Genomic DNA, 17,474 nt, shown 5'->3' on the forward strand with positions numbered 1-17,474 from the left:
GAGCTGAAGCGGGAAAGCTCGAACTTCCGCTTTCCCTTTGCCGGTCTCTTGCACTAGAAGCGAACCATGACATCCGCTGAAGAAAAACTTGCCGAGCTGAACCAGCCAAGTCTCTGGTCCGGCATCAATGCCTACCGGTCCGATCCGCTGATCGTCGACTTGACGGCGGCGCTGCCGCGCGGCACGCGCGAGGACCTGGAAAACATGGGCCGCTACGTGACCTCGCCGGAGGCACAGGAGCTGGCGCGCATGGCAAACCAGGGTACGCCGCAGCTTCGCACCCATGGCCCGCGCGGCGAGCGTCTGGATGTCGTCGAGTTTCACCCGGCATGGCATGCACTGATGCGCCGCTCGATGTCCGTCGGCCTGCATTCCTCAGTCTGGGATCCACAGGCCGATGCCGACGCCAAGGATCAGGCGCACAAGATCCGTGCGGCCCGCTTTTACCTGACTGCCCAGCTCGAATCCGGCCACCTTTGCCCGCTGACGATGACGAGCGCTTCGGTGGCAGCACTCTCCGCTTCGCCTGCCGTGCAGAAGGATTGGGCGCCGAAGATCCTCTCGCGCAAATATGATTCGTCGAACAAGCCAGCCATGCAGAAATCTGCCGTGACGATCGGCATGGGCATGACGGAAAAGCAGGGCGGCACCGACGTTCGCTCCAACAAGAGCACGGCCGAAAAGGTCAGCGAAGGCATTTACCGCCTGTCGGGCCACAAATGGTTCATGTCGGCGCCGATGAGCGATGCCTTCATCATGCTGGCGCAGACGAAGGAAGGCATGGGCTGCTTCCTGGTTCCGCGCCTGCTGGAAGACGGTTCGGCCAATGGCCTGCGATTCCAGCGCCTCAAGGACAAGGTCGGCAACCGCTCGAACGCCTCCTCCGAAGTCGAGTTCAGCGACACCTTCGGCTTCCTGCTTGGCGGCGCGGATGCAGGCATCCGCACGATCCTCGACATGGTGACGTTGACGCGTCTTGACTGCGCGCTTGCCTCGTCTGGTATCATGCGTGCCTCGCTTGCCGAAGCCGTGCACCACACCCGCGGCCGCACCGTCTTCGGAAAGATGCTCGTCAACCAGCCGATCATGACCCGCGTGCTGGCCGATATGGCGCTCGACGTCGCGGCCGCAACGGCTCTGTCCTTCCGCCTCGCTGATGCTTTCGACAAGGCCCGCGGCAATGCGGAAGAGGCTGCCTACGCCCGCGTCATGACGCCGGTTGCGAAATACTGGTGCTGCAAGATCGCGCCGGCGCTGATCTATGAGGCAATGGAATGCATCGGCGGCAGCGGCTACATCGAGGAACGCCCGATCGCCCGCCACTACCGTGAAGCCCCGGTCAACGCCATCTGGGAAGGCTCGGGCAACGTGATGGCGCTCGATGTGCTGCGTGTGCTGACGCGCGGCAAGGATCTCTTCGAAACGGTGTTCACCGGCCTTGCCCGCGATCTCGGCCCGGCCGGCAAGAAGACGATCGACGTCCTTCGCGCCGCAATGGCGCTTTGCGAACGGGACGAGGGCGCGGCCCGTCTGCTGGTTGAACAGCTTGCGCTCGCCGCCGCTGCTGCCGAACTCTACCGCCTCGGTGCCGGCCGCATCGCCGACGCCTTCATCGAGACGCGCCTCGCAGGCGGCTGGCGCGCGACCTACGGCATGCTCGATTCCCGCTTCGACGCGACCTATATCGTGGACCTGCTCTATCCGCCGGCAGGTTAGGGCAAGATAACAGCCTGGGGTACTTGCGCATGGGTTTGAAATCTCGATCGTGAGGCAGCAGGCCGTGACCGCTGCCACAGTTCGTCCATGGCCTTGCGCTGTGCCCGGCGCTGGATGATCTTGCAGGGCTTCCTCGATGGTTCCTTTCTTCGTCGGCAAGCCTTTGAGGCGCATTGCCTGTTCCCTCCGCTCGTCGTCGGTGTCCACATTGGTTTGCATGTTGGCCGCATGTGTATCTTTGGCCGGATTACGCATTCGTCCATTTCAAACAATATCCCCAGGCTTTCCGAGGCCTGCCCATTGTCGGCAAGCAAAGGGTTGGCTACTCACCGCATAGTGACAGGCTGGGCGATCCGATATGTTGAATGAATGCGCGGTTCTTGAAGCTCTTCCGCAGGCTGCAAGCGAAGCCGATAAGCGCGTCCGCGACCGCGGTGCGACCGAAAAGGCGATCCTCAGGGCGGCCAAGGCGCTGCTCTCGGAAGAGGGGTTCCAGAATTTCGGCATTAACGCGGTTGCCCGCCGGGCCGGATGCGACAAGCAGCTGATCTATCGCTATTATGGCGGCCTGGACGGCCTTGTCGAAGCGATCGGCTCCGATCTCGGCACCTGGGTCAGGGACCGCATTCCGGAAGATACCGGCGGCATGTTTCTGCTCACCTACGGCGATCTCATGGAGCGGCTGGCGTTGCTTTTCCTCCAGGCGCTTCGCGATGACCCGCTGATGCGCCGCATCGTCGCCTGGGAAGTCTCGGAGAATACGGAGCAGGTGAGGCGGCTGGCCGAATCCCGCTCGAAGGCGCTGTCGCAATGGCTGGAGCGCATGAAGGGCTCGCTGGCGCCGCCGAAGGGCGTCGATGCCGCCGCCGTCAACGCAATTCTCATTGCCGCGATTCAGCACCTCGTGCTCTCGGCTTCGGCAGGCGGCCAGTGTGTGGGGCTTGCGCTGAAGACCCCCAAGGATTGGGAAAAAGCCGCAACCGCTTTGAAGCGCATCGTTCGCGGCGTTTACGGCTGACGCGGCTTCGTGTCATCCACAGGCGGCGGCTCGCCCGTTAACCTTAACGAATGGTTTACATTGCACCCTGCGGGTTAACGCGACAGGGTATCCGCAGTCTAAAACTTAGCTGTCGGAATCATGGGAACCAAAGCTGCCAAAGCCATGCTGCTCTTTGCCGCGATGATGTTTTTCGCGGTGCTTGCGCTGGATATCGCCGTGCCTGCACTGGTTTTGAGCGTCATGGCATTGTCGACATGGGCGGTCACTCCCGACGCGTCTTTGAGCCGGCAGGAAGGGGAGGCAGCATGAAGTGGTTCCTGGTCTTCTGGTTGGGACCGATCGCCTTTCTGGGCGGCTGGTACTGGCTTTCCTACTACGACATGAACTTCGGCATCTTCATGCTGACGCGCCAGGTTCATGACCTGACCTTCCAGATTTACGGCGATGTGCTCGGCGTACCGCCAGAAACCATTCCGCCGCTTGTCGCGCGCGCGATCGCTGTCGACAGCCTCGTCGTCTTCGCCATCATAGGCTTTCGCAAGCGCAGCAAGCTCATTGCCTGGTGGAAGGCGCGTCAGGCCTCGAAATCGTCCGATCTGGCGAGCAGCGAGAGCCTGTCCAGCGCCCCCTGAAGAATGAAGCTGGCGGCGGCCGAATCGATCCGCCCGGCACGTTTGGCGCGCGACACATCCATCTCGATCAGCGCCCGTTCCGCCGCAACCGTGGAAAGCCGCTCGTCCCAATAGACAAAAGGCAGGGCCGTCTTTTGCTCCATGTTGCGCACGAAGGCTCTCGTCGCCTGAACGCGCGGACCGGCCGAGCCATCCATGTTCATCGGCAGCCCGATGACGAAACCGGAGACTTTTTCCTTCGCGGCAAAAGCAAGTAGCACTTCGGCGTCAATCGTGAACTTCTGCCGTTTGATGACCGGCCGCGGCGTTGCGAAGCGCCGCCCGAGATCGGACATCGCAAGGCCGATCGTCTTTGTGCCAAGATCAAGTCCGGCGATCGCCTGTCCGGACCGCAACACAGCCGCCAGTTCCTCGATCGTCAGCACCGTCATCGTCGTTCATCCCGTCAAAAGAAATTGAAGCATTGGCCGCTTTTCTTTGTGGCCATACCGGATATGTCCTTAGCATCCAATTCCGCTTTTGCATCACGTATTAAGGAGCGATTCCATGAAGATCACCTGGCTCGGCCATTCCGCCTTCCGCATCGAGACGAATGCGGCAAAGATACTGATTGATCCGTTTCTCACCCACAACCCGTCCTTCGCCGGTCAGGACATTAAGCAGGTTGCAAGCGGCATCACCCATATCCTCCTGACGCACGGCCATGGCGACCATGTCGGCGATACCATTTCGCTTGCCCGCGAGACGGGGGCCGTTGTGCTCGCCAATGCAGATCTCGCCGCCTGGCTCGGCTCCAAAGGCGTCGAGAGGATCGAGATGGGAAACACGGGCGGCACGGTTTCGCTCGGAAGTTTCACCGCCACCTTCACCAACGCGCTCCACTCCTCCGCCCAGATTACCGAGGACGGCGTCTCCCATGCGCTCGGCAATCCGAATGGCCTGATGCTGCACTTCGACGACGAGGCAAGCCTGCTCCACATGGGCGATACCGACATCTTCTCCGACATGGCGCTCCTCAATGAACTGCACCAGCCGGACATCGGCATCGTGCCGATCGGCGACCGCTTCACCATGGGCGGTGCCGTCGCAGCACTCGCCTGCCGGCGTTACTTCAATTTCAAGACCGCAATCCCCTGCCACTACGGCACCTTCCCGATCATCGACCAGACGCCGGATAAATTCGTCTCCGGAATGGAAGGCTCGAAGACGCAGGTGAAGGCGCCGAAGCAGGGCGAGACGCTGTCCATCTGAGCAAAACGCCGTTGCACTGGGCGGATATGGCCTTTATAGCGGGTGGGAAATTTCCCATTCGGAGAATGCCATGTCCGTCGATCTTGCCACCGTTAAGCGCGTCGCGCACCTTGCCCGTATTGCCGTTTCGCAAGAAGAGGCAAATCGCATGGTCGGCGAGCTGAATGGCATCCTCGGTTTCGTCGAACAGCTTTCCGAGGTGAATGTCGAAGGCGTCGAGCCGATGACCTCTGTCACGCCGATGGCGATGAAAAAGCGGAAGGACGAGGTCACCGACGGCAGCAAGGCCGAGGACATCGTCGCCAATGCGCCGGTCAGCGACCACAATTTCTTCCTGGTGCCGAAAGTCGTCGAATAAGCCCAGCGCTTTTTCCGACCACGTTGCCAATTCAAAAATCCGAGCGAACACGATGAGCGAACTCACCAGCCTGACCATTGCCGAATCCCGCGAAAAGCTGCGCGCCAAGGAGATCACCGCAACCGAACTGACGGAAGCCTATATTTCGGCTATCGATGCGGCCAACGACCGGCTGAACGCCTATATCAAAGTCACGCCCGATCTCGCCCGCGTCATGGCAAAGAAATCCGACGAGCGCATCGCCGCAGGCCAGGCCGGCGATCTCGAAGGAATCCCCCTCGGCATCAAGGACCTCTTTGCGACCGTTGGCGTCCACACCCAGGCCTGCAGCCACATCCTCGACGGCTTCGAGCCGCGCTACGAATCGACCGTCACCCAGAACCTTTGGGACGACGGCGCCGTCATGCTCGGCAAGCTGAACATGGACGAGTTCGCCATGGGCTCCTCCAACGAGACCTCGCACTACGGCGCGGTCATCAATCCGTGGCGTGCGGCGGGCTCGAACCAGCAGCTCGTTCCGGGCGGCTCTTCCGGCGGCTCGGCGGCGGCGGTTGCTGCCCATCTTTGCGCCGGCGCCACCGCCACCGATACCGGCGGTTCGATCCGCCAGCCGGCCGCCTTTACCGGCACCGTCGGCATCAAGCCGACCTATGGCCGCTGCTCGCGCTGGGGCACGGTCGCCTTCGCATCCTCGCTCGATCAGGCCGGCCCGATCGCCCGCGACGTGCGCGATGCCGCGATCCTGTTGAAGTCGATGGCAAGTGTCGATGCGAAGGATACGACCTCCGTCGACCTGCCGGTGCCGGATTACGAAGCCTCGCTCGGCAAGTCGCTGAAGGGCATGAAGATTGGCATTCCAAACGAATACCGCGTCGACGGAATGCCCGAAGAAATCGAGACCCTCTGGCAGCAGGGCGTCGCCTGGCTGAAGGACGCCGGCGCCGAGATCGTCAACATCTCGCTGCCGCATACCAAATACGCGCTGCCGGCCTATTACATCGTGGCTCCGGCCGAAGCCTCCTCGAACCTCGCCCGCTACGACGGCGTGCGCTACGGCTTGCGCGTCGACGGCAAGGATATCGTCGACATGTACGAGAAGACCCGCGCCGCGGGCTTCGGCAACGAAGTCAAACGCCGCATCATGATCGGCACCTACGTGCTGTCGGCCGGCTACTACGACGCCTATTACCTGCGCGCCCAGAAGGTCCGCACGCTGATCAAGCGGGACTTCGAACTCGCCTTCGACGCCGGCGTCGACGCTATCCTGACGCCCGCCACCCCGTCCTCGGCCTTCGGCATCGCCGACGAGAACCTCGCCTCCGACCCGGTCAAGATGTACTTGAACGACATCTTCACCGTGACGGTCAACATGGCAGGCCTCCCGGGCATCGCCGTGCCTGCCGGCCTCGACCACAAAGGTCTGCCGCTCGGCCTCCAGCTCATCGGCAAGCCCTTCGATGAAGAGACCCTCTTCAAGACCGCGCATGTCATCGAACAGGCCGCGGGCAAGTTCACGCCGGCGAAGTGGTGGTAACGGGCTCATCATCTGCAAAGTGACGGCTTCCGATAAGATGCATCTTGAGAGGTGCTCAGTCGTCAACAGCTGCGGCGCGAGGAGGCGTCATGGACAAGACAGATCTCGCGCCGTTGATCCAGGCATTCGACCGTCTCGCGGCCGGCGGTTTTCACATGGGCGCAGACTGGCAGGCCGTGCATGAAATCTGCCAGGCGAACGAGGGTGAAAAGCCCTTCGACTGGGGTCATGCCCTTTGCCATCGCATCGAAGGCGACGACTGGAATGCTGATTACTGGTACCGACGCGCGGGTAAGAGGCGCGCAGCCGGTACCGTGGCCAAAGAGTGGTCGGCGATGAGGGCCGAGCTTTCGGCGCAGCTCTAACATCGCCCCCAAGGCCACGCGCCGATCACGACATGCGGCTTGGATGGTGCTGCGAAACTATCGATTATCCTGCTCGGCTCTTACCAGCACCAAACCGCGCTCCGTGATGCGGTAGGGCTTACCGCTCGAAGATTTGATCGCCTTCTTCTGTTTGAGTTTGCGGAAGGTGATCAGGTCAAGGCCGGAGAATACCCAGCCTTCGCGGGTATAGAGCTGCAGTTTTTCGATCTTTTTCCTTTCGTCGCGTGTGATTTCGATGCGGCCGCCCTGGGCCAATAGGTGCAGAATGCGCTGCTCCGTGCGGGAAATGTCCATTTGAATGTTGATCCGGTCTTCGCGCCGAAAAAGCGCGTAAAAAAACGATCCGGCGTCAAAGGCGAGCGCCGGGGCTTCGTTTTTTTCTGGCCCATGCGCGCAAGCAGGCTTGCAGGCAGGGCCTTTAGCGGGTCTGAGAGTGGCTCAACATAAGGACTTGGTAGCTCGCCTCGAACAGGAGGTCAAGCAGGCGCCGGGCTTGCGAAAATCGGCTGATAACGATGGCGCGAGCGCGCAAATCATTGGAAAACCCACCGATTCGGTGTTCTACTGAAAGCGTTGAGCGGAGGTGCCATTGATCCACATTCGCAATGCCCGCGAGGGCGAAGCGGACCTTTTGAGTGAGATCGGCCTCAGAGCCTGGCAAAAGGCGATGACGGCAATGGGCGAGTCGGACGCGCTGCTGGATGCGGCGCGCAGTGCTTTCGTCAATTTTACGCAAGGCACATGGTTGACGATCACGGTGATCGAGCTCAACGGTATTGTTGCCGGCTGGGCGGCGCGCGAACACCTGGACGAGACAATATCCGATTTCTGGATCGATCCGGCCTATACCCGCCAGGGCCTCGGCTCTGCGCTTCTGGAAGAGATCGAAAAGGACATTGCCGAGCAGGGTTTCGCGAAGGCGGCAATGCAGACGCATTCGGGAAATACCGAGGCGATCAGCTTTTTCCAGAAACACGGTTACGCCATCCACTGGCTTTCAATCGCCTATAATCCGAAGCTCGACCGCGACGTACCATCGGTCGGATTGGCGAAGGACCTGGAAACCGAGGGCGACGGCATTTACGGGCCTGGCTCTAGCTTCTGACTGACGTGCCGAAAGCCTTGCACCGGCAGACCATTTCCTTTACCTCACCAGTTGAAAAGAACAGCCTCCAAAGAGCATCAAATGACCATTGTCGACGTTCGCACGCCTGATCCGAAACGCTTCATTCCCGGCGCCACCGGCGATTGGGAAGTCATCATCGGCATGGAAGTCCATGCGCAGGTGCTGTCGAATGCGAAGCTCTTCTCCGGCGCCTCGACGGAATTCGGCAAGCCGCAAAATTCAAACGTCTCGCTCGTCGATGCCGCCATGCCCGGCATGCTGCCGGTCATCAACGAGGAATGCGTCAAGCAGGCGGTGCGCACCGGCCTCGGTCTGAAAGCTCAGATCAACAAACGTTCGGTCTTCGACCGCAAGAACTATTTCTATCCCGACCTGCCGCAGGGCTATCAGATCTCGCAGTACAAGGATCCGATCGTCGGCGAAGGCACGATCGTCATTTCGCTTGGTCCTGACCGCCAAGGCCAGTTCGAGGATATCGAGATCGGCATCGAGCGCCTGCATCTGGAACAGGATGCCGGCAAGTCGATGCACGACCAGCATGCGACGATGTCCTACGTCGACCTCAACCGCTCCGGCGTCGCGCTGATGGAAATCGTCTCGAAGCCCGATATGCGCTCGTCGGACGAGGCGAAGGCCTACATGACGAAACTCCGCTCGATCGTGCGATATCTCGGCACCTGCGACGGCAACATGGACGAAGGCTCGATGCGCGCCGACGTCAACGTCTCCGTTCGCCGCCCCGGCGAGCCCTTCGGCACGCGCTGCGAGATCAAGAACGTCAATTCCATCCGCTTCATCGGCCAGGCGATTGAATACGAAGCCCGCCGCCAGATCGGCATCCTGGAGGACGGCGGTACGATCGATCAGGAAACCCGCCTTTTCGACGCGAACAAGGGCGAAACGCGCTCCATGCGTTCCAAGGAAGAAGCGCATGATTATCGCTACTTCCCCGATCCGGACCTGCTGCCGCTCGAATTCGACGATGGCTTCATCAAGGATCTTGCAGCCCACCTGCCGGAGCTGCCGGATGACAAGAAGGAGCGCTTCGTCCGCGAACTCGGCCTTTCGGTCTACGACGCTTCGGTGCTGGTCTCCGAAAAGGCGATTGCCGATTATTTCGAGGCCGTGGCCGAAGGCCGCGACGGCAAGACGGCTGCAAACTGGGTCATCAACGACCTGCTCGGCGCCTTGAACAGGACCGGCAAGGACATCGAAGAGACGCCGGTTTCGCCGGCTCAGCTGGGCGCGATCATCGATCTCATTAAGGCCGAGACCATCTCCGGCAAGATCGCCAAGGACCTCTTCGAGATCGTGCTCAACGAAGGGGGCGATCCGGTTGAGATCGTCGAAGCCCGCGGCATGAAGCAGGTGACCGATACCGGCGCCATTGAAAAGGCCGTCGACGAGATCATCGCCGCCAACCCGGATCAGGTGGCCAAGGCTCAGGCAAAGCCGACGCTTGCCGGCTGGTTCGTCGGCCAGGTGATGAAGGCAACCGGCGGCAAGGCCAATCCGCAGGCCGTCCAGGCGCTCGTCAAGACCAAGCTCGGAATCGAGGAGTAGGGCCGTGTATTTCGTGCGCACGGCAAGCGAGCGGGACCTCGACAAGGTCCGCGCCCTGCTGGTCGAGGCGTTTCGTTCCGCCTATGCCGATCTCTATGGCGAGGCGAAGGTAAGCGAGCTGATCGCGCACCTGTTTTCTCCGGCAGCGCTCCAGGCGCGGCTGGCGAAGAAGAACGCGGAATTCCTCGTCGCCGACAACGGCAAGGCCGTGGGCGGCATTGGCTATGCCGCCATGTCGGACGAGAGGACGAAGACGGTTATGCTGCATTTGCTTTACGTGCGGCCGTCGCTGCATCGCCAAGGCATCGGACGACAAATCTTCGCCGAGCTCGAGACCTGCTTTCCGGATGCAGAGATCATGCGTCTGGAGGTCGAGCCAAGGAACGAAAAGGCGATTGCCTTCTATCACGCGCACGGTTTTACCGACGCCGGCCGCAACGAAAACGACGGACCGGGCCAATCGGGGATCGCGACGCTGGTCCTCGAAAAGCAGCTCGACACCCATTGAACCGGTAACGATGGCCAAAGTTGAGATCCGCAAGGCACGCGAAGGCGGCCTTTCAGATAGGTGGCGACATGCGCTGCAACGCAACTGGTGCGCAGATGATCGAATTGATGTCGGCGATGCAAAAGGCCGCGGCCTTTTGCATCTGCAATTGATCTCCAAAACCAAGCGCCGGATGCGCATCGTTTCTCCAAGCGCCTCAGTTTCAAGCCGTCGCATTTGGGCTTCAAGATGCCCCTGAAATGAGGTTTCGCCGATGGGAATCGCTGGACAATCCAGCGTTCCGGCGGCATAAGCGAAGAACGAATTCCAGTCCCGCTCGCCTTCGGCAAGCACAAGGAAAAGACATGAAGAACCTTCTTTTGCAAATCTTCACCTGGTGGAACGGCCAGACGCTGGGCACCCGTTTTGCGACCTGGCGTTTCGGCAAGCGCGTCGGTGAGGATGAATTCGGCAACGTCTACTATGAAGGCGGCATGTCCTCCTACGGCCTGCCGAAGCGCTGGGTGATCTACAAGGGATATGCCGAAGCCTCCGCCATCCCCCCGGGCTGGCACGGCTGGATGCACCACCGCACTGATGTTCCGCCGTCGAAGGAAAGCTACGTTGCCAAGGAATGGCAGAAGACGCACCGTCCGAACCTCACCGGCTCTGCGCAGGCGTACCGCCCGCCGGGCTCGCTTGCCGTTGCCGGCGAACGTCCGAGGGTGACCGGCGACTACGACGCCTGGACGCCCGGCAACTGATGTCGCTCTGCCAGGCGAGCCGTCCGGCCCCGCTTTTGGCCACAATTGACCTTTACCCGCAGGTTGGTCGCAGGAACTGCGGCCTTGATCTGAAATGCGCTGGAGACGGGTAGATATGACGCTTTTCACGCGGAATCATGTCCTGCGTGCTGCCGGGTTTGCCCTGGCGCTTGGTTCTTCCTTCTTGCCGCAGGCGGCGTCTGCCGCACGCATCGACAATCCCGTTGCCGTCTTCTCCGGCCTCGACAAAATTACCGGCCGCATCACCACCTTCGACGTCTATGTCAACGAGACCGTGCAGTTCGGCGCGCTTCAAGTCACGCCGAAGGCCTGCTATTCGCGCGACCAGGCGGAAGCCCAGAAGATCGACGGGTTCGTCGAAGTCGACGAGATCACCCTCGACCGAAAGATCCGGCGCATCTTCACCGGCTGGATGTTCGCAGACAGCCCCGGCCTCAACGCTGTGGAACACCCGATTTATGACGTCTGGCTGAAGGACTGCAAGGCGCAGTCCGAGGTGCCGGCGCCCGAAGGCGCGGCGAAGTAGCGTTCCATGTCATGAGCAGCGTCGTAGCCATCCTCGTCCGTCGAGGCTACGCCGTATGGGCTTCCGCCAGCACCGATATTTTCCAAGCGCCGACGCCGTGAGAAGCCGTCACCCTGAGGCGAGAGCGAAGCGACCCTCAAAGGGCGAGGGCGGGCGCGGGAAAGACGCTTGCCGCAGCCTCAAAACTTCAGGTGCGGTGAATCCATCGCCGCGGCGAGCATCACCGCATAGTCGTCCTTGGGCACGTCGATGGCGCCGAAGGTCTTCAGATGCTCGGTGGTGAATTGCGTGTCGAGCAGGGTGAAGTCCCTGTCGCGCAGACGCGCAACCAGATGAACGAGACAGATCTTCGAGGCGTCGGTGCGGCGCGAGAACATGCTCTCGCCGAAGAACGCGGAACCGAGCGAGACGCCATAGAGGCCGCCGACCAGTTGATCGTCGTGCCATGCTTCGACGGAATGAGCATGGCCCATGCGGTGGAGCGTCGAATAGAGTGATCTGATCGTATGGTTTATCCAGGTGCTCGGACGGTCGGAGGTCGCCTCGGCACAGGCCGCGATCACGGCATCGAAATCATGATCAAAGCGGATATCGAAGGGTTGCCTGCGGATAGTCTTCGCAAGGCTTTTGGAGACATGGAAGTTGTCGAGCGGCAGCACGCCGCGTAGCTCCGGCTCGACCCAGAAGATTTCCGGATCGTCGGCGGATTCGGCCATCGGAAAGAGGCCGATGGAATAGGCGCGCAGGAGAATCTCCGGGGTAATGCCTGGGGACTTCCTGCGCGAGCCTGCCATTTCCGTTAAGCCGGATGGTTGGCCAGGTAGTGTTCCAGCCAGTGGATATCATAGTCGCCGTTGGCGATATCCTGATTGGACACGAGATCCTGGAACAGTGGTAGCGTCGTCTTGATGCCGTCGACGACGAATTCGTCAAGAGCACGGCGCAGACGCATCATGCATTCGACGCGGGTACGTCCATGCACGATGAGCTTGCCGATGAGGCTATCATAGTAGGGCGGGATCTTGTAGCCCTGATAGGCGCCGCTATCGATGCGCACACCGAGGCCGCCCGGCGCATGGAAATGCGTGATCGTGCCGGGCGAAGGCACGAAAGTGCGCGGGTCCTCGGCATTGATGCGGCATTCGATGGCGTGCCCCTCGAAGGTGACCTCTTCCTGCGTGACGGAGAGGCCGCGGCCGGAGGCGACGCGGATCTGCTCGTGCACGAGATCGATGCCGGTGATCGCTTCGGTGATCGGATGCTCCACCTGCAGGCGGGTGTTCATTTCGATGAAATAGAATTCGCCGTTTTCGTAGAGGAATTCGATCGTGCCGGCGCCGCGATACTTCAGCTTCTTCATGGCGTCGGCGCAGATCTGGCCGATCTTCATGCGCTGCTCGACGTTGAGCGCCGGCGAGTTTGCCTCTTCCCAGACTTTCTGGTGACGGCGCTGTAGCGAGCAGTCACGTTCGCCAAGGTGGATGGCATTGCCTTCACCGTCGCCAAACACCTGGATTTCGATGTGGCGCGGCTTGCCGAGATACTTTTCCATGTAGACGGCGTCGTTGCCGAAGGCCGCCGCCGCTTCCGCGCGTGCCGTCGACCAAGCCTCGATGAGGTCGGCCTCGGATTTTGCGACCTTCATGCCGCGGCCGCCGCCGCCTGCCGTTGCCTTGATGAGAACCGGATAGCCGATCAAGGCTGCCGTCTTGATCGCATCTTCCTCGGTCTTCACTTCGCCGTCCGAGCCTGGAACAACCGGGATTCCGAGTTCCAGCGCGGTCGTCTTGGCGGTGATCTTGTCGCCCATCATGCGGATATGGTCCGCCGTCGGCCCGATAAAGGTGATGTCGTGGGCATCGAGGATGTCCGCGAACTTGGCATTTTCCGAAAGGAAGCCATAGCCCGGATGCACGGCATCCGCACCGGTGATTTCGCAGGCGGCAACGATCTGATGGATGTTCAGATAGCTATCGCGCGAGGGCGGCGGGCCAATGCAGACGCTCTCGTCGGCAAGGCGCACATGCATGGCATCGGCATCGGCGGTGGAGTGAACCACGACGCAGGGAATGCCGAGCTCCTTGCAGGCGCGCAGCACGCGTAGCGCGATTTCCCCGCGATTGGCTATGAGGATTTTGGAGACCATGACGCCCGCCTTATTCGATGACGACGAGGAGTTGGCCGTATTCGACGGGCTGACCATCCTCGACGAGGATCTCCGTGACCTTACCGGACTTCGGAGATGGGATCTGGTTCATCGTCTTCATTGCTTCGATGATGAGAAGCGTTTGGCCTTCCTTCACGGTCGCGCCGACTTCGATGAATGCACGGGCGCCTGGAGCCGGAGCCATGTAGACAGTGCCGACCATCGGCGCGTTGACGGTGTTGGCCGGGTTACGCACTGCGGCGGCCGGAGCAGCAGAAGCAGGCTGCGGTGCGGTTGCGGAAGAAGCGGCTGCAGCATAGGCAGGAACACCAATCGGCGCCTGGACATAATGCGTGTTGCCGGCGCGCGAAACGCGAATACGCAGATCGTCCTGCTCGACCTCGATCTCCGTCAGGTCCGTGTCGTTGAGGATGTTTGCGAGATCGCGGATCAGCGCCTGATCGATACCTTTTTTCGTCTCAGCCATGAGTGTGCCCTGTCTTCTTCTTATGCCGTGAGGTTCTTCAGCGCGTGGAGCGCCAGGATATAGCTATGGGGGCCAAAACCGCAGATGACACCCTTCACAGCGGGCGCAATCAACGACTTGTGGCGAAATTCTTCGCGAGCATGAACGTTGGTGATATGGAGTTCCACCACCGGAATGGAAATAGCGCGGATTGCATCGTGCAGTGCGAGCGAGGTGTGCGTGTAGGCGCCGGCATTGAGCATGACGCCCGCCGCCTTGCCGTTTGCCTCGTGGAGCCAGTCGATGAGGACGCCTTCATGATTGCTCTGGCGGAAGTCGATCTCCAAGCCGAGCTCGCCGCCCGCCGCCTTGCAATCCGTCTCGATATCCTTGAGCGTCTTTCCGCCGTAAATGCCGGGCTCTCTGGTGCCCAGCAAATTCAGGTTAGGTCCGTTCAGGACGAAAATGGTCTGCGTCATCGAATGTTCCGTCAAAAGCACGAGGGCCACCTATAGACTCCCCATGCCTTGATTGAAAGCCCTTTGGGGAAGGCAGCCGGAATCGTGCCATATTTGTCCACATGGCTGAAACACTTGGATTTTGGCGAATTGATGGGCGCGGCCTCAGCAGCTCGTCTTGCCGCAGGCGCGCATGTTCTTGACCTTGGCCTCCAGGTCGTCGAAGCCGACCGCGCCCTGCACCAGCTCGTTGCCGATTACATAGGATGGCGTGCCGGTGATGCCGAGGTTCTGGGCAAGCTGATAGGTCTTCTGAACGCTCTCGTCACTCGGGCTCTTCTTCATCTCCGCGAGGATCTTTTCCTTGCTGACGCCGAGCGATTCCGCAACGCCGAGAGCCTTCTCCTCATCAGCCCGTCCATCGCTGCCGAGCAGGGCGATGTGGAACTCGCCGTATTTTTCAGGCGCAAGCTTGCGGAAGGCGTCCGAGACCTTGTGGGCGGCAGCCGATTCCGGCCCGAGGATCGGAAGTTCCTTCAGCACGAAACGGACGTTCTTGTCTTTTTCGAGCATGGTCTGCATGTCTGAAAGAGCGTGGCGGCAATAACCGCAATTGTAGTCGAAGAACTCGACGATCGTGACGTCGCCCTTCGGATTGCCGATGGTCGCGTCGTATTTCGCGTCGAAGATTTCCTTCTCGTTGTCTTCGATCGCCCTGTTGGCTTTCACGAGGCGAGCCTCTTCCTGCTTCTTCTGGAGGGCGTTTTGAACGTCAATCATGATCTCGGGGTTCTGGATGAGGTATTCCTTGATGAACGCGCCGAACTCCTTCTTCTGCGCGTCATCGAGGGCTGCCGCCGGAAGGGGCAGGGCAACGCTCGCTGCGAGCGCAAGTGTGGTGAAGGCTTTCGGGAAGAAGGTCATTTTATCCTCGTCTACGGCGAATGGGGCGCGATATTTGCTGCATCTTATCATCGCCGTGTTAACAGGTAGAACTGCGAAGCACCAAATTACGGCGCATGGTCCGCTCCTCAAACAGGATTTTTCGCAGGCGCGACGCAATCGCGGGATTGTGATGAGCCGATTATTGCGGCAATTGTCTGGCCGCAAGTGAACTTCCGGAGATATGCAGCCTTGTTTTCCATATCGAGACGCAGCGAAGTCGAACCCTTCCACGCCATGGACGTGCTCGCCGAGGCGACCAGACGGCGCGCAAGCGGTCATCCGGTCATTTCGATGGCGGTCGGCCAGCCTTCCCATCCGACGCCGCAGGCAGCGCTCGATGCGGCACGCGCAGCGCTCGCCAAGGGCAGGATCGGCTATACCGACGCCCTCGGCACCGCACGGCTGAAGCAAGCGCTGGCTGAGCACTACCGCGACCGGCACGGGCTTGACATCGACCCGCTGCGGATCGCCATCACCACCGGCTCGTCTGCGGGCTTCAACCTTGCCTTTCTTTCGCTCTTCGATGCCGGCGATGCCGTGGCGATCGCCAGGCCCGGTTATCCGGCCTATCGCAACATCCTCGCCGCGCTCGGCTTGAAGATTATTGAAGTGCCGGTGACGGCCGAGACGCATTTCACGCTGACGCCGGAAAGCCTGGAGGCGGCGCAGCAGGAAGGCGGCGTCAGGCTGAAAGGCGTGCTGCTCGCAAGCCCGGCCAATCCGACGGGCACGGTGACGGGCAGGGAGGGGCTGAAGACGCTCGGCGATTATTGCGCCGCCAACTCGATCGCCTTCATCTCCGACGAAATCTACCACGGGCTGACATTCGCCGGCGAGGAGACGAGTGCGCTGGAGCTGACCGGCGAGGCGGTCGTCATCAACTCCTTCTCGAAATATTATTGCATGACCGGCTGGCGCATCGGCTGGATGGTGTTGCCGGAGCGTCTGGTCCGGACGATCGAGCGCGTGGCGCAAAGCCTCTACATCTCGCCGCCGGAGCTTTCCCAGATCGCCGCGACGGCGGCACTCAACGCAACGGCGGAGCTCGATCTCTATAGGGCAAGCTATGCCAGGAACCGTGATTTCCTGATGCGGCGTCTTCCCGAGATCGGACTTTCGATCGCTTCGCCCATGGACGGCGCCTTCTATGCCTATGTCGACGTCACCCGCTTCACCAATGACAGCATGGCCTTCGCCAAGCGCATGCTGGCGGAAATCGATGTCGCCGCCACGCCCGGCTTCGACTTCGATCCCTTGGAAGGGAACCGGACGATGCGCATGTCCTATGCGGGCTCCGAGGCCGAGATCGCCGAGGCGGTGGAGCGCATCGGCGTCTGGCTGAAATAGAGTCTGATTTCCGAGGCTTGCCGAGGATTTCGAAAGGATTTTTGAAAGTACTTGAATCAAAATATTTGCAATCATGGTCTCGCGTTCACGCGGTGAGTTTCACCCCGCGTCTTGCGTCTTGCGTTCACTCGGACGGGGCTGGAATTTGCCGCGTTGAAGTAAAGTGTATGGGGCTTCCCACCGCCCCTTCGGGATTTTTATAGCCAACTCGGTCTCTTTCGGATACCGGCGCCTCGTTGGAGCGCAAGGCTTGGGGATGAACGGCCTCACAGACATGTCCGATAACGCCCGGCCCGGAATTTTCTGTCCGAGCGCCGCCCAGAGGGGATCATTTCTGCGGGTGGCTCTCCCCTTACCCATAAAGCCTAGGCCTTGGCCGAGGCCCCAGGGCCAGATTTTGTACCTCTCCCACTCGGAGAGAGGTCGGGCGTCGAGACATCAGGCGAGGTCGCCCATTAATGCCAAGCTGGTGTTGACAAAAGGGTGGCTGGACGCAGCCCGCCGCCCATCCGAACTCGCTGCTGTGCTGTCAGGAGAAACAAGCTCCCCGCAAGTTCAACGGCTTCTTCGAATATCTGCCCGTCACCCACGATCGCATCCAGCGACGTGCCCATATGATGCTCCGCGTGCAGCTTCATACAAACTGCCAAGCCGCGCCAGAGCCTCTTGCCGCATCTTTCACGCAACCAGACGAGCGGATAAAAAAATCCGGCCGCGTTGCCGCAGCCGGATTGTCGCTTCATGATCC

The 17,474-nt window shown here is 60.7% G+C and carries 22 protein-coding genes and 1 pseudogene; 14 read left to right on the plus strand and 9 right to left on the minus strand.

Annotation, left to right across the window (positions count from 1 at the left end; translation table 11 throughout):
• Positions 1-66: 66 nt before the first annotated feature.
• Positions 67-1,716: an acyl-CoA dehydrogenase family protein gene (locus tag RGR602_RS07475; RefSeq protein WP_039844593.1), complete on the plus strand. Its 1,650-nt coding sequence runs from the start codon at positions 67-69 to the stop codon at positions 1,714-1,716.
• Positions 1,717-1,881: 165 nt separating this feature from the next.
• On the opposite strand, the pseudogene RGR602_RS39635 reads toward RGR602_RS07475, so the two are convergent.
• Positions 1,882-1,971: pseudogene (locus RGR602_RS39635) on the minus strand (hypothetical protein); the annotation flags it as partial.
• Positions 1,972-2,074: 103 nt separating this feature from the next.
• Between RGR602_RS39635 and RGR602_RS07480 the strand changes: the two are divergent.
• From RGR602_RS07480 to RGR602_RS07485, 3 genes are all read left to right on the plus strand, one after another.
• Positions 2,075-2,734: a TetR/AcrR family transcriptional regulator gene (locus tag RGR602_RS07480; protein WP_039844594.1), complete on the plus strand. Its 660-nt coding sequence runs from the start codon at positions 2,075-2,077 to the stop codon at positions 2,732-2,734.
• A 120-nt stretch (positions 2,735-2,854) separates the two neighbouring features.
• Positions 2,855-3,025: a transposase gene (locus RGR602_RS36965; RefSeq protein ID WP_052451501.1), complete on the plus strand. Its 171-nt coding sequence runs from the start codon at positions 2,855-2,857 to the stop codon at positions 3,023-3,025.
• The gene (locus RGR602_RS07485) at positions 3,022-3,348 is read left to right on the plus strand and encodes a DUF6105 family protein (RefSeq protein WP_039844595.1); all 327 of its coding nucleotides are present in this window, start codon (positions 3,022-3,024) and stop codon (positions 3,346-3,348) included. The genes RGR602_RS36965 and RGR602_RS07485 overlap by 4 nt, the downstream gene beginning before the upstream one ends.
• On the opposite strand, the gene ruvX is transcribed toward RGR602_RS07485, so the two are convergent.
• Entirely contained in the window at positions 3,291-3,779 is a 489-nt protein-coding gene (gene ruvX, locus RGR602_RS07490; protein WP_039844596.1) for a Holliday junction resolvase RuvX, read from the minus strand. The two genes, RGR602_RS07485 and ruvX, sit on opposite strands and share 58 nt — an antisense overlap.
• A gap of 115 nt (positions 3,780-3,894) precedes the next feature.
• On the opposite strand from ruvX, the gene RGR602_RS07495 reads away from it, so the two are divergent.
• From RGR602_RS07495 to RGR602_RS07510, 4 genes are all read left to right on the plus strand, one after another.
• On the plus strand, positions 3,895-4,599 hold the full coding sequence (locus tag RGR602_RS07495; RefSeq protein WP_039844597.1) for a metal-dependent hydrolase: 705 nt from the start codon (positions 3,895-3,897) through the stop codon (positions 4,597-4,599).
• Positions 4,600-4,669: 70 nt separating this feature from the next.
• Complete coding sequence (gene gatC, locus RGR602_RS07500; RefSeq protein ID WP_039844598.1) at positions 4,670-4,957, plus strand: Asp-tRNA(Asn)/Glu-tRNA(Gln) amidotransferase subunit GatC; 288 nt, start codon at positions 4,670-4,672, stop codon at positions 4,955-4,957.
• Between the two features lie 52 nt (positions 4,958-5,009).
• Positions 5,010-6,491 carry an Asp-tRNA(Asn)/Glu-tRNA(Gln) amidotransferase subunit GatA gene (gatA, locus tag RGR602_RS07505; protein ID WP_039844599.1) on the plus strand — a complete coding sequence of 494 codons (1,482 nt, stop codon included), beginning with the start codon at positions 5,010-5,012 and terminating at the stop codon, positions 6,489-6,491.
• Positions 6,492-6,580: 89 nt separating this feature from the next.
• Positions 6,581-6,856, plus strand: coding sequence for a hypothetical protein (locus tag RGR602_RS07510; protein WP_039844600.1), 276 nt, complete (start codon positions 6,581-6,583; stop codon positions 6,854-6,856).
• Between the two features lie 57 nt (positions 6,857-6,913).
• Here RGR602_RS07510 and RGR602_RS07515 read toward each other — a convergent pair whose 3' ends face one another.
• Entirely contained in the window at positions 6,914-7,171 is a 258-nt protein-coding gene (locus tag RGR602_RS07515) for a YjhX family toxin (protein ID WP_039844601.1), read from the minus strand.
• Positions 7,172-7,466: 295 nt separating this feature from the next.
• Here RGR602_RS07515 and RGR602_RS07520 point away from each other — a divergent pair, with 295 nt between their 5' ends.
• The 5 genes from RGR602_RS07520 (at position 7,467) to RGR602_RS07545 (ending at position 11,364) form a co-directional block, all read left to right on the plus strand.
• Positions 7,467-7,982: a GNAT family N-acetyltransferase gene (locus RGR602_RS07520; protein WP_039844602.1), complete on the plus strand. Its 516-nt coding sequence runs from the start codon at positions 7,467-7,469 to the stop codon at positions 7,980-7,982.
• 81 nt (positions 7,983-8,063) lie between these two features.
• Positions 8,064-9,566 carry an Asp-tRNA(Asn)/Glu-tRNA(Gln) amidotransferase subunit GatB gene (gatB, locus tag RGR602_RS07525; protein ID WP_039844603.1) on the plus strand — a complete coding sequence of 501 codons (1,503 nt, stop codon included), beginning with the start codon at positions 8,064-8,066 and terminating at the stop codon, positions 9,564-9,566.
• 4 nt (positions 9,567-9,570) lie between these two features.
• A complete protein-coding gene (locus RGR602_RS07530) occupies positions 9,571-10,074 on the plus strand; it encodes a GNAT family N-acetyltransferase (protein WP_039844604.1) in 504 nt (167 codons plus the stop codon).
• Positions 10,075-10,418: 344 nt separating this feature from the next.
• Entirely contained in the window at positions 10,419-10,817 is a 399-nt protein-coding gene (locus RGR602_RS07540; protein ID WP_039844606.1) for an NADH:ubiquinone oxidoreductase subunit NDUFA12, read from the plus strand.
• 115 nt (positions 10,818-10,932) lie between these two features.
• A complete protein-coding gene (locus RGR602_RS07545; protein ID WP_039844607.1) occupies positions 10,933-11,364 on the plus strand; it encodes a DUF2155 domain-containing protein in 432 nt (143 codons plus the stop codon).
• Positions 11,365-11,543: 179 nt separating this feature from the next.
• Here RGR602_RS07545 and aat read toward each other — a convergent pair whose 3' ends face one another.
• The 5 genes from aat to RGR602_RS07570 all read right to left on the minus strand — a co-directional run bounded on the left by aat (position 11,544) and on the right by RGR602_RS07570 (position 15,358).
• The gene (aat, locus tag RGR602_RS07550) at positions 11,544-12,158 is read right to left on the minus strand and encodes a leucyl/phenylalanyl-tRNA--protein transferase (protein WP_039844608.1); all 615 of its coding nucleotides are present in this window, start codon (positions 12,156-12,158) and stop codon (positions 11,544-11,546) included.
• A 5-nt stretch (positions 12,159-12,163) separates the two neighbouring features.
• Positions 12,164-13,510 (minus strand): acetyl-CoA carboxylase biotin carboxylase subunit, encoded by a 1,347-nt coding sequence (accC, locus tag RGR602_RS07555; protein ID WP_039844609.1) that lies wholly within the window; start codon positions 13,508-13,510, stop codon positions 12,164-12,166.
• Between the two features lie 10 nt (positions 13,511-13,520).
• Complete coding sequence (gene accB, locus RGR602_RS07560; RefSeq protein WP_039844610.1) at positions 13,521-13,997, minus strand: acetyl-CoA carboxylase biotin carboxyl carrier protein; 477 nt, start codon at positions 13,995-13,997, stop codon at positions 13,521-13,523.
• A 20-nt stretch (positions 13,998-14,017) separates the two neighbouring features.
• On the minus strand, positions 14,018-14,455 hold the full coding sequence (gene aroQ / locus RGR602_RS07565; RefSeq protein ID WP_039846711.1) for a type II 3-dehydroquinate dehydratase: 438 nt from the start codon (positions 14,453-14,455) through the stop codon (positions 14,018-14,020).
• 144 nt (positions 14,456-14,599) lie between these two features.
• Complete coding sequence (locus RGR602_RS07570) at positions 14,600-15,358, minus strand: DsbA family protein (protein WP_039844611.1); 759 nt, start codon at positions 15,356-15,358, stop codon at positions 14,600-14,602.
• Between the two features lie 210 nt (positions 15,359-15,568).
• Between RGR602_RS07570 and RGR602_RS07575 the strand changes: the two genes are divergently transcribed.
• Entirely contained in the window at positions 15,569-16,726 is a 1,158-nt protein-coding gene (locus tag RGR602_RS07575; RefSeq protein WP_039844612.1) for a pyridoxal phosphate-dependent aminotransferase, read from the plus strand.
• A 455-nt stretch (positions 16,727-17,181) separates the two neighbouring features.
• Here the strand turns inward: RGR602_RS07575 and RGR602_RS07580 are convergent, their stop codons facing one another.
• Positions 17,182-17,469 carry a hypothetical protein gene (locus tag RGR602_RS07580; RefSeq protein ID WP_039844613.1) on the minus strand — a complete coding sequence of 96 codons (288 nt, stop codon included), beginning with the start codon at positions 17,467-17,469 and terminating at the stop codon, positions 17,182-17,184.
• Between the last annotated feature and the right edge of the window lie 5 nt (positions 17,470-17,474).

This window comes from Rhizobium gallicum bv. gallicum R602sp, assembly GCF_000816845.1.
In the GTDB taxonomy this organism is placed as follows: Bacteria; Pseudomonadota; Alphaproteobacteria; order Rhizobiales; family Rhizobiaceae; genus Rhizobium; species Rhizobium gallicum.

What these genes read in the sequence shown, in the direction of transcription:
- RGR602_RS07475 (WP_039844593.1), top strand. Translation starts at nt 67, where the DNA reads ATGACATCCGCTGAAGAAAAACTTGCCGAGCTGAACCAGCCAAGTCTC.
- RGR602_RS07480 (WP_039844594.1), top strand. Translation starts at nt 2,075, where the DNA reads ATGTTGAATGAATGCGCGGTTCTTGAAGCTCTTCCGCAGGCTGCAAGC.
- RGR602_RS36965 (WP_052451501.1), top strand. Translation starts at nt 2,855, where the DNA reads ATGGGAACCAAAGCTGCCAAAGCCATGCTGCTCTTTGCCGCGATGATG.
- RGR602_RS07485 (WP_039844595.1), top strand. Translation starts at nt 3,022, where the DNA reads ATGAAGTGGTTCCTGGTCTTCTGGTTGGGACCGATCGCCTTTCTGGGC.
- ruvX (WP_039844596.1), bottom strand. Translation starts at nt 3,779, where the DNA reads ATGACGGTGCTGACGATCGAGGAACTGGCGGCTGTGTTGCGGTCCGGA.
- RGR602_RS07495 (WP_039844597.1), top strand. Translation starts at nt 3,895, where the DNA reads ATGAAGATCACCTGGCTCGGCCATTCCGCCTTCCGCATCGAGACGAAT.
- gatC (WP_039844598.1), top strand. Translation starts at nt 4,670, where the DNA reads ATGTCCGTCGATCTTGCCACCGTTAAGCGCGTCGCGCACCTTGCCCGT.
- gatA (WP_039844599.1), top strand. Translation starts at nt 5,010, where the DNA reads ATGAGCGAACTCACCAGCCTGACCATTGCCGAATCCCGCGAAAAGCTG.
- RGR602_RS07510 (WP_039844600.1), top strand. Translation starts at nt 6,581, where the DNA reads ATGGACAAGACAGATCTCGCGCCGTTGATCCAGGCATTCGACCGTCTC.
- RGR602_RS07515 (WP_039844601.1), bottom strand. Translation starts at nt 7,171, where the DNA reads ATGGACATTTCCCGCACGGAGCAGCGCATTCTGCACCTATTGGCCCAG.
- gatB (WP_039844603.1), top strand. Translation starts at nt 8,064, where the DNA reads ATGACCATTGTCGACGTTCGCACGCCTGATCCGAAACGCTTCATTCCC.
- RGR602_RS07540 (WP_039844606.1), top strand. Translation starts at nt 10,419, where the DNA reads ATGAAGAACCTTCTTTTGCAAATCTTCACCTGGTGGAACGGCCAGACG.
- RGR602_RS07545 (WP_039844607.1), top strand. Translation starts at nt 10,933, where the DNA reads ATGACGCTTTTCACGCGGAATCATGTCCTGCGTGCTGCCGGGTTTGCC.
- aat (WP_039844608.1), bottom strand. Translation starts at nt 12,158, where the DNA reads ATGGCAGGCTCGCGCAGGAAGTCCCCAGGCATTACCCCGGAGATTCTC.
- accC (WP_039844609.1), bottom strand. Translation starts at nt 13,510, where the DNA reads ATGGTCTCCAAAATCCTCATAGCCAATCGCGGGGAAATCGCGCTACGC.
- accB (WP_039844610.1), bottom strand. Translation starts at nt 13,997, where the DNA reads ATGGCTGAGACGAAAAAAGGTATCGATCAGGCGCTGATCCGCGATCTC.
- aroQ (WP_039846711.1), bottom strand. Translation starts at nt 14,455, where the DNA reads ATGACGCAGACCATTTTCGTCCTGAACGGACCTAACCTGAATTTGCTG.
- RGR602_RS07570 (WP_039844611.1), bottom strand. Translation starts at nt 15,358, where the DNA reads ATGACCTTCTTCCCGAAAGCCTTCACCACACTTGCGCTCGCAGCGAGC.
- RGR602_RS07580 (WP_039844613.1), bottom strand. Translation starts at nt 17,469, where the DNA reads ATGAAGCGACAATCCGGCTGCGGCAACGCGGCCGGATTTTTTTATCCG.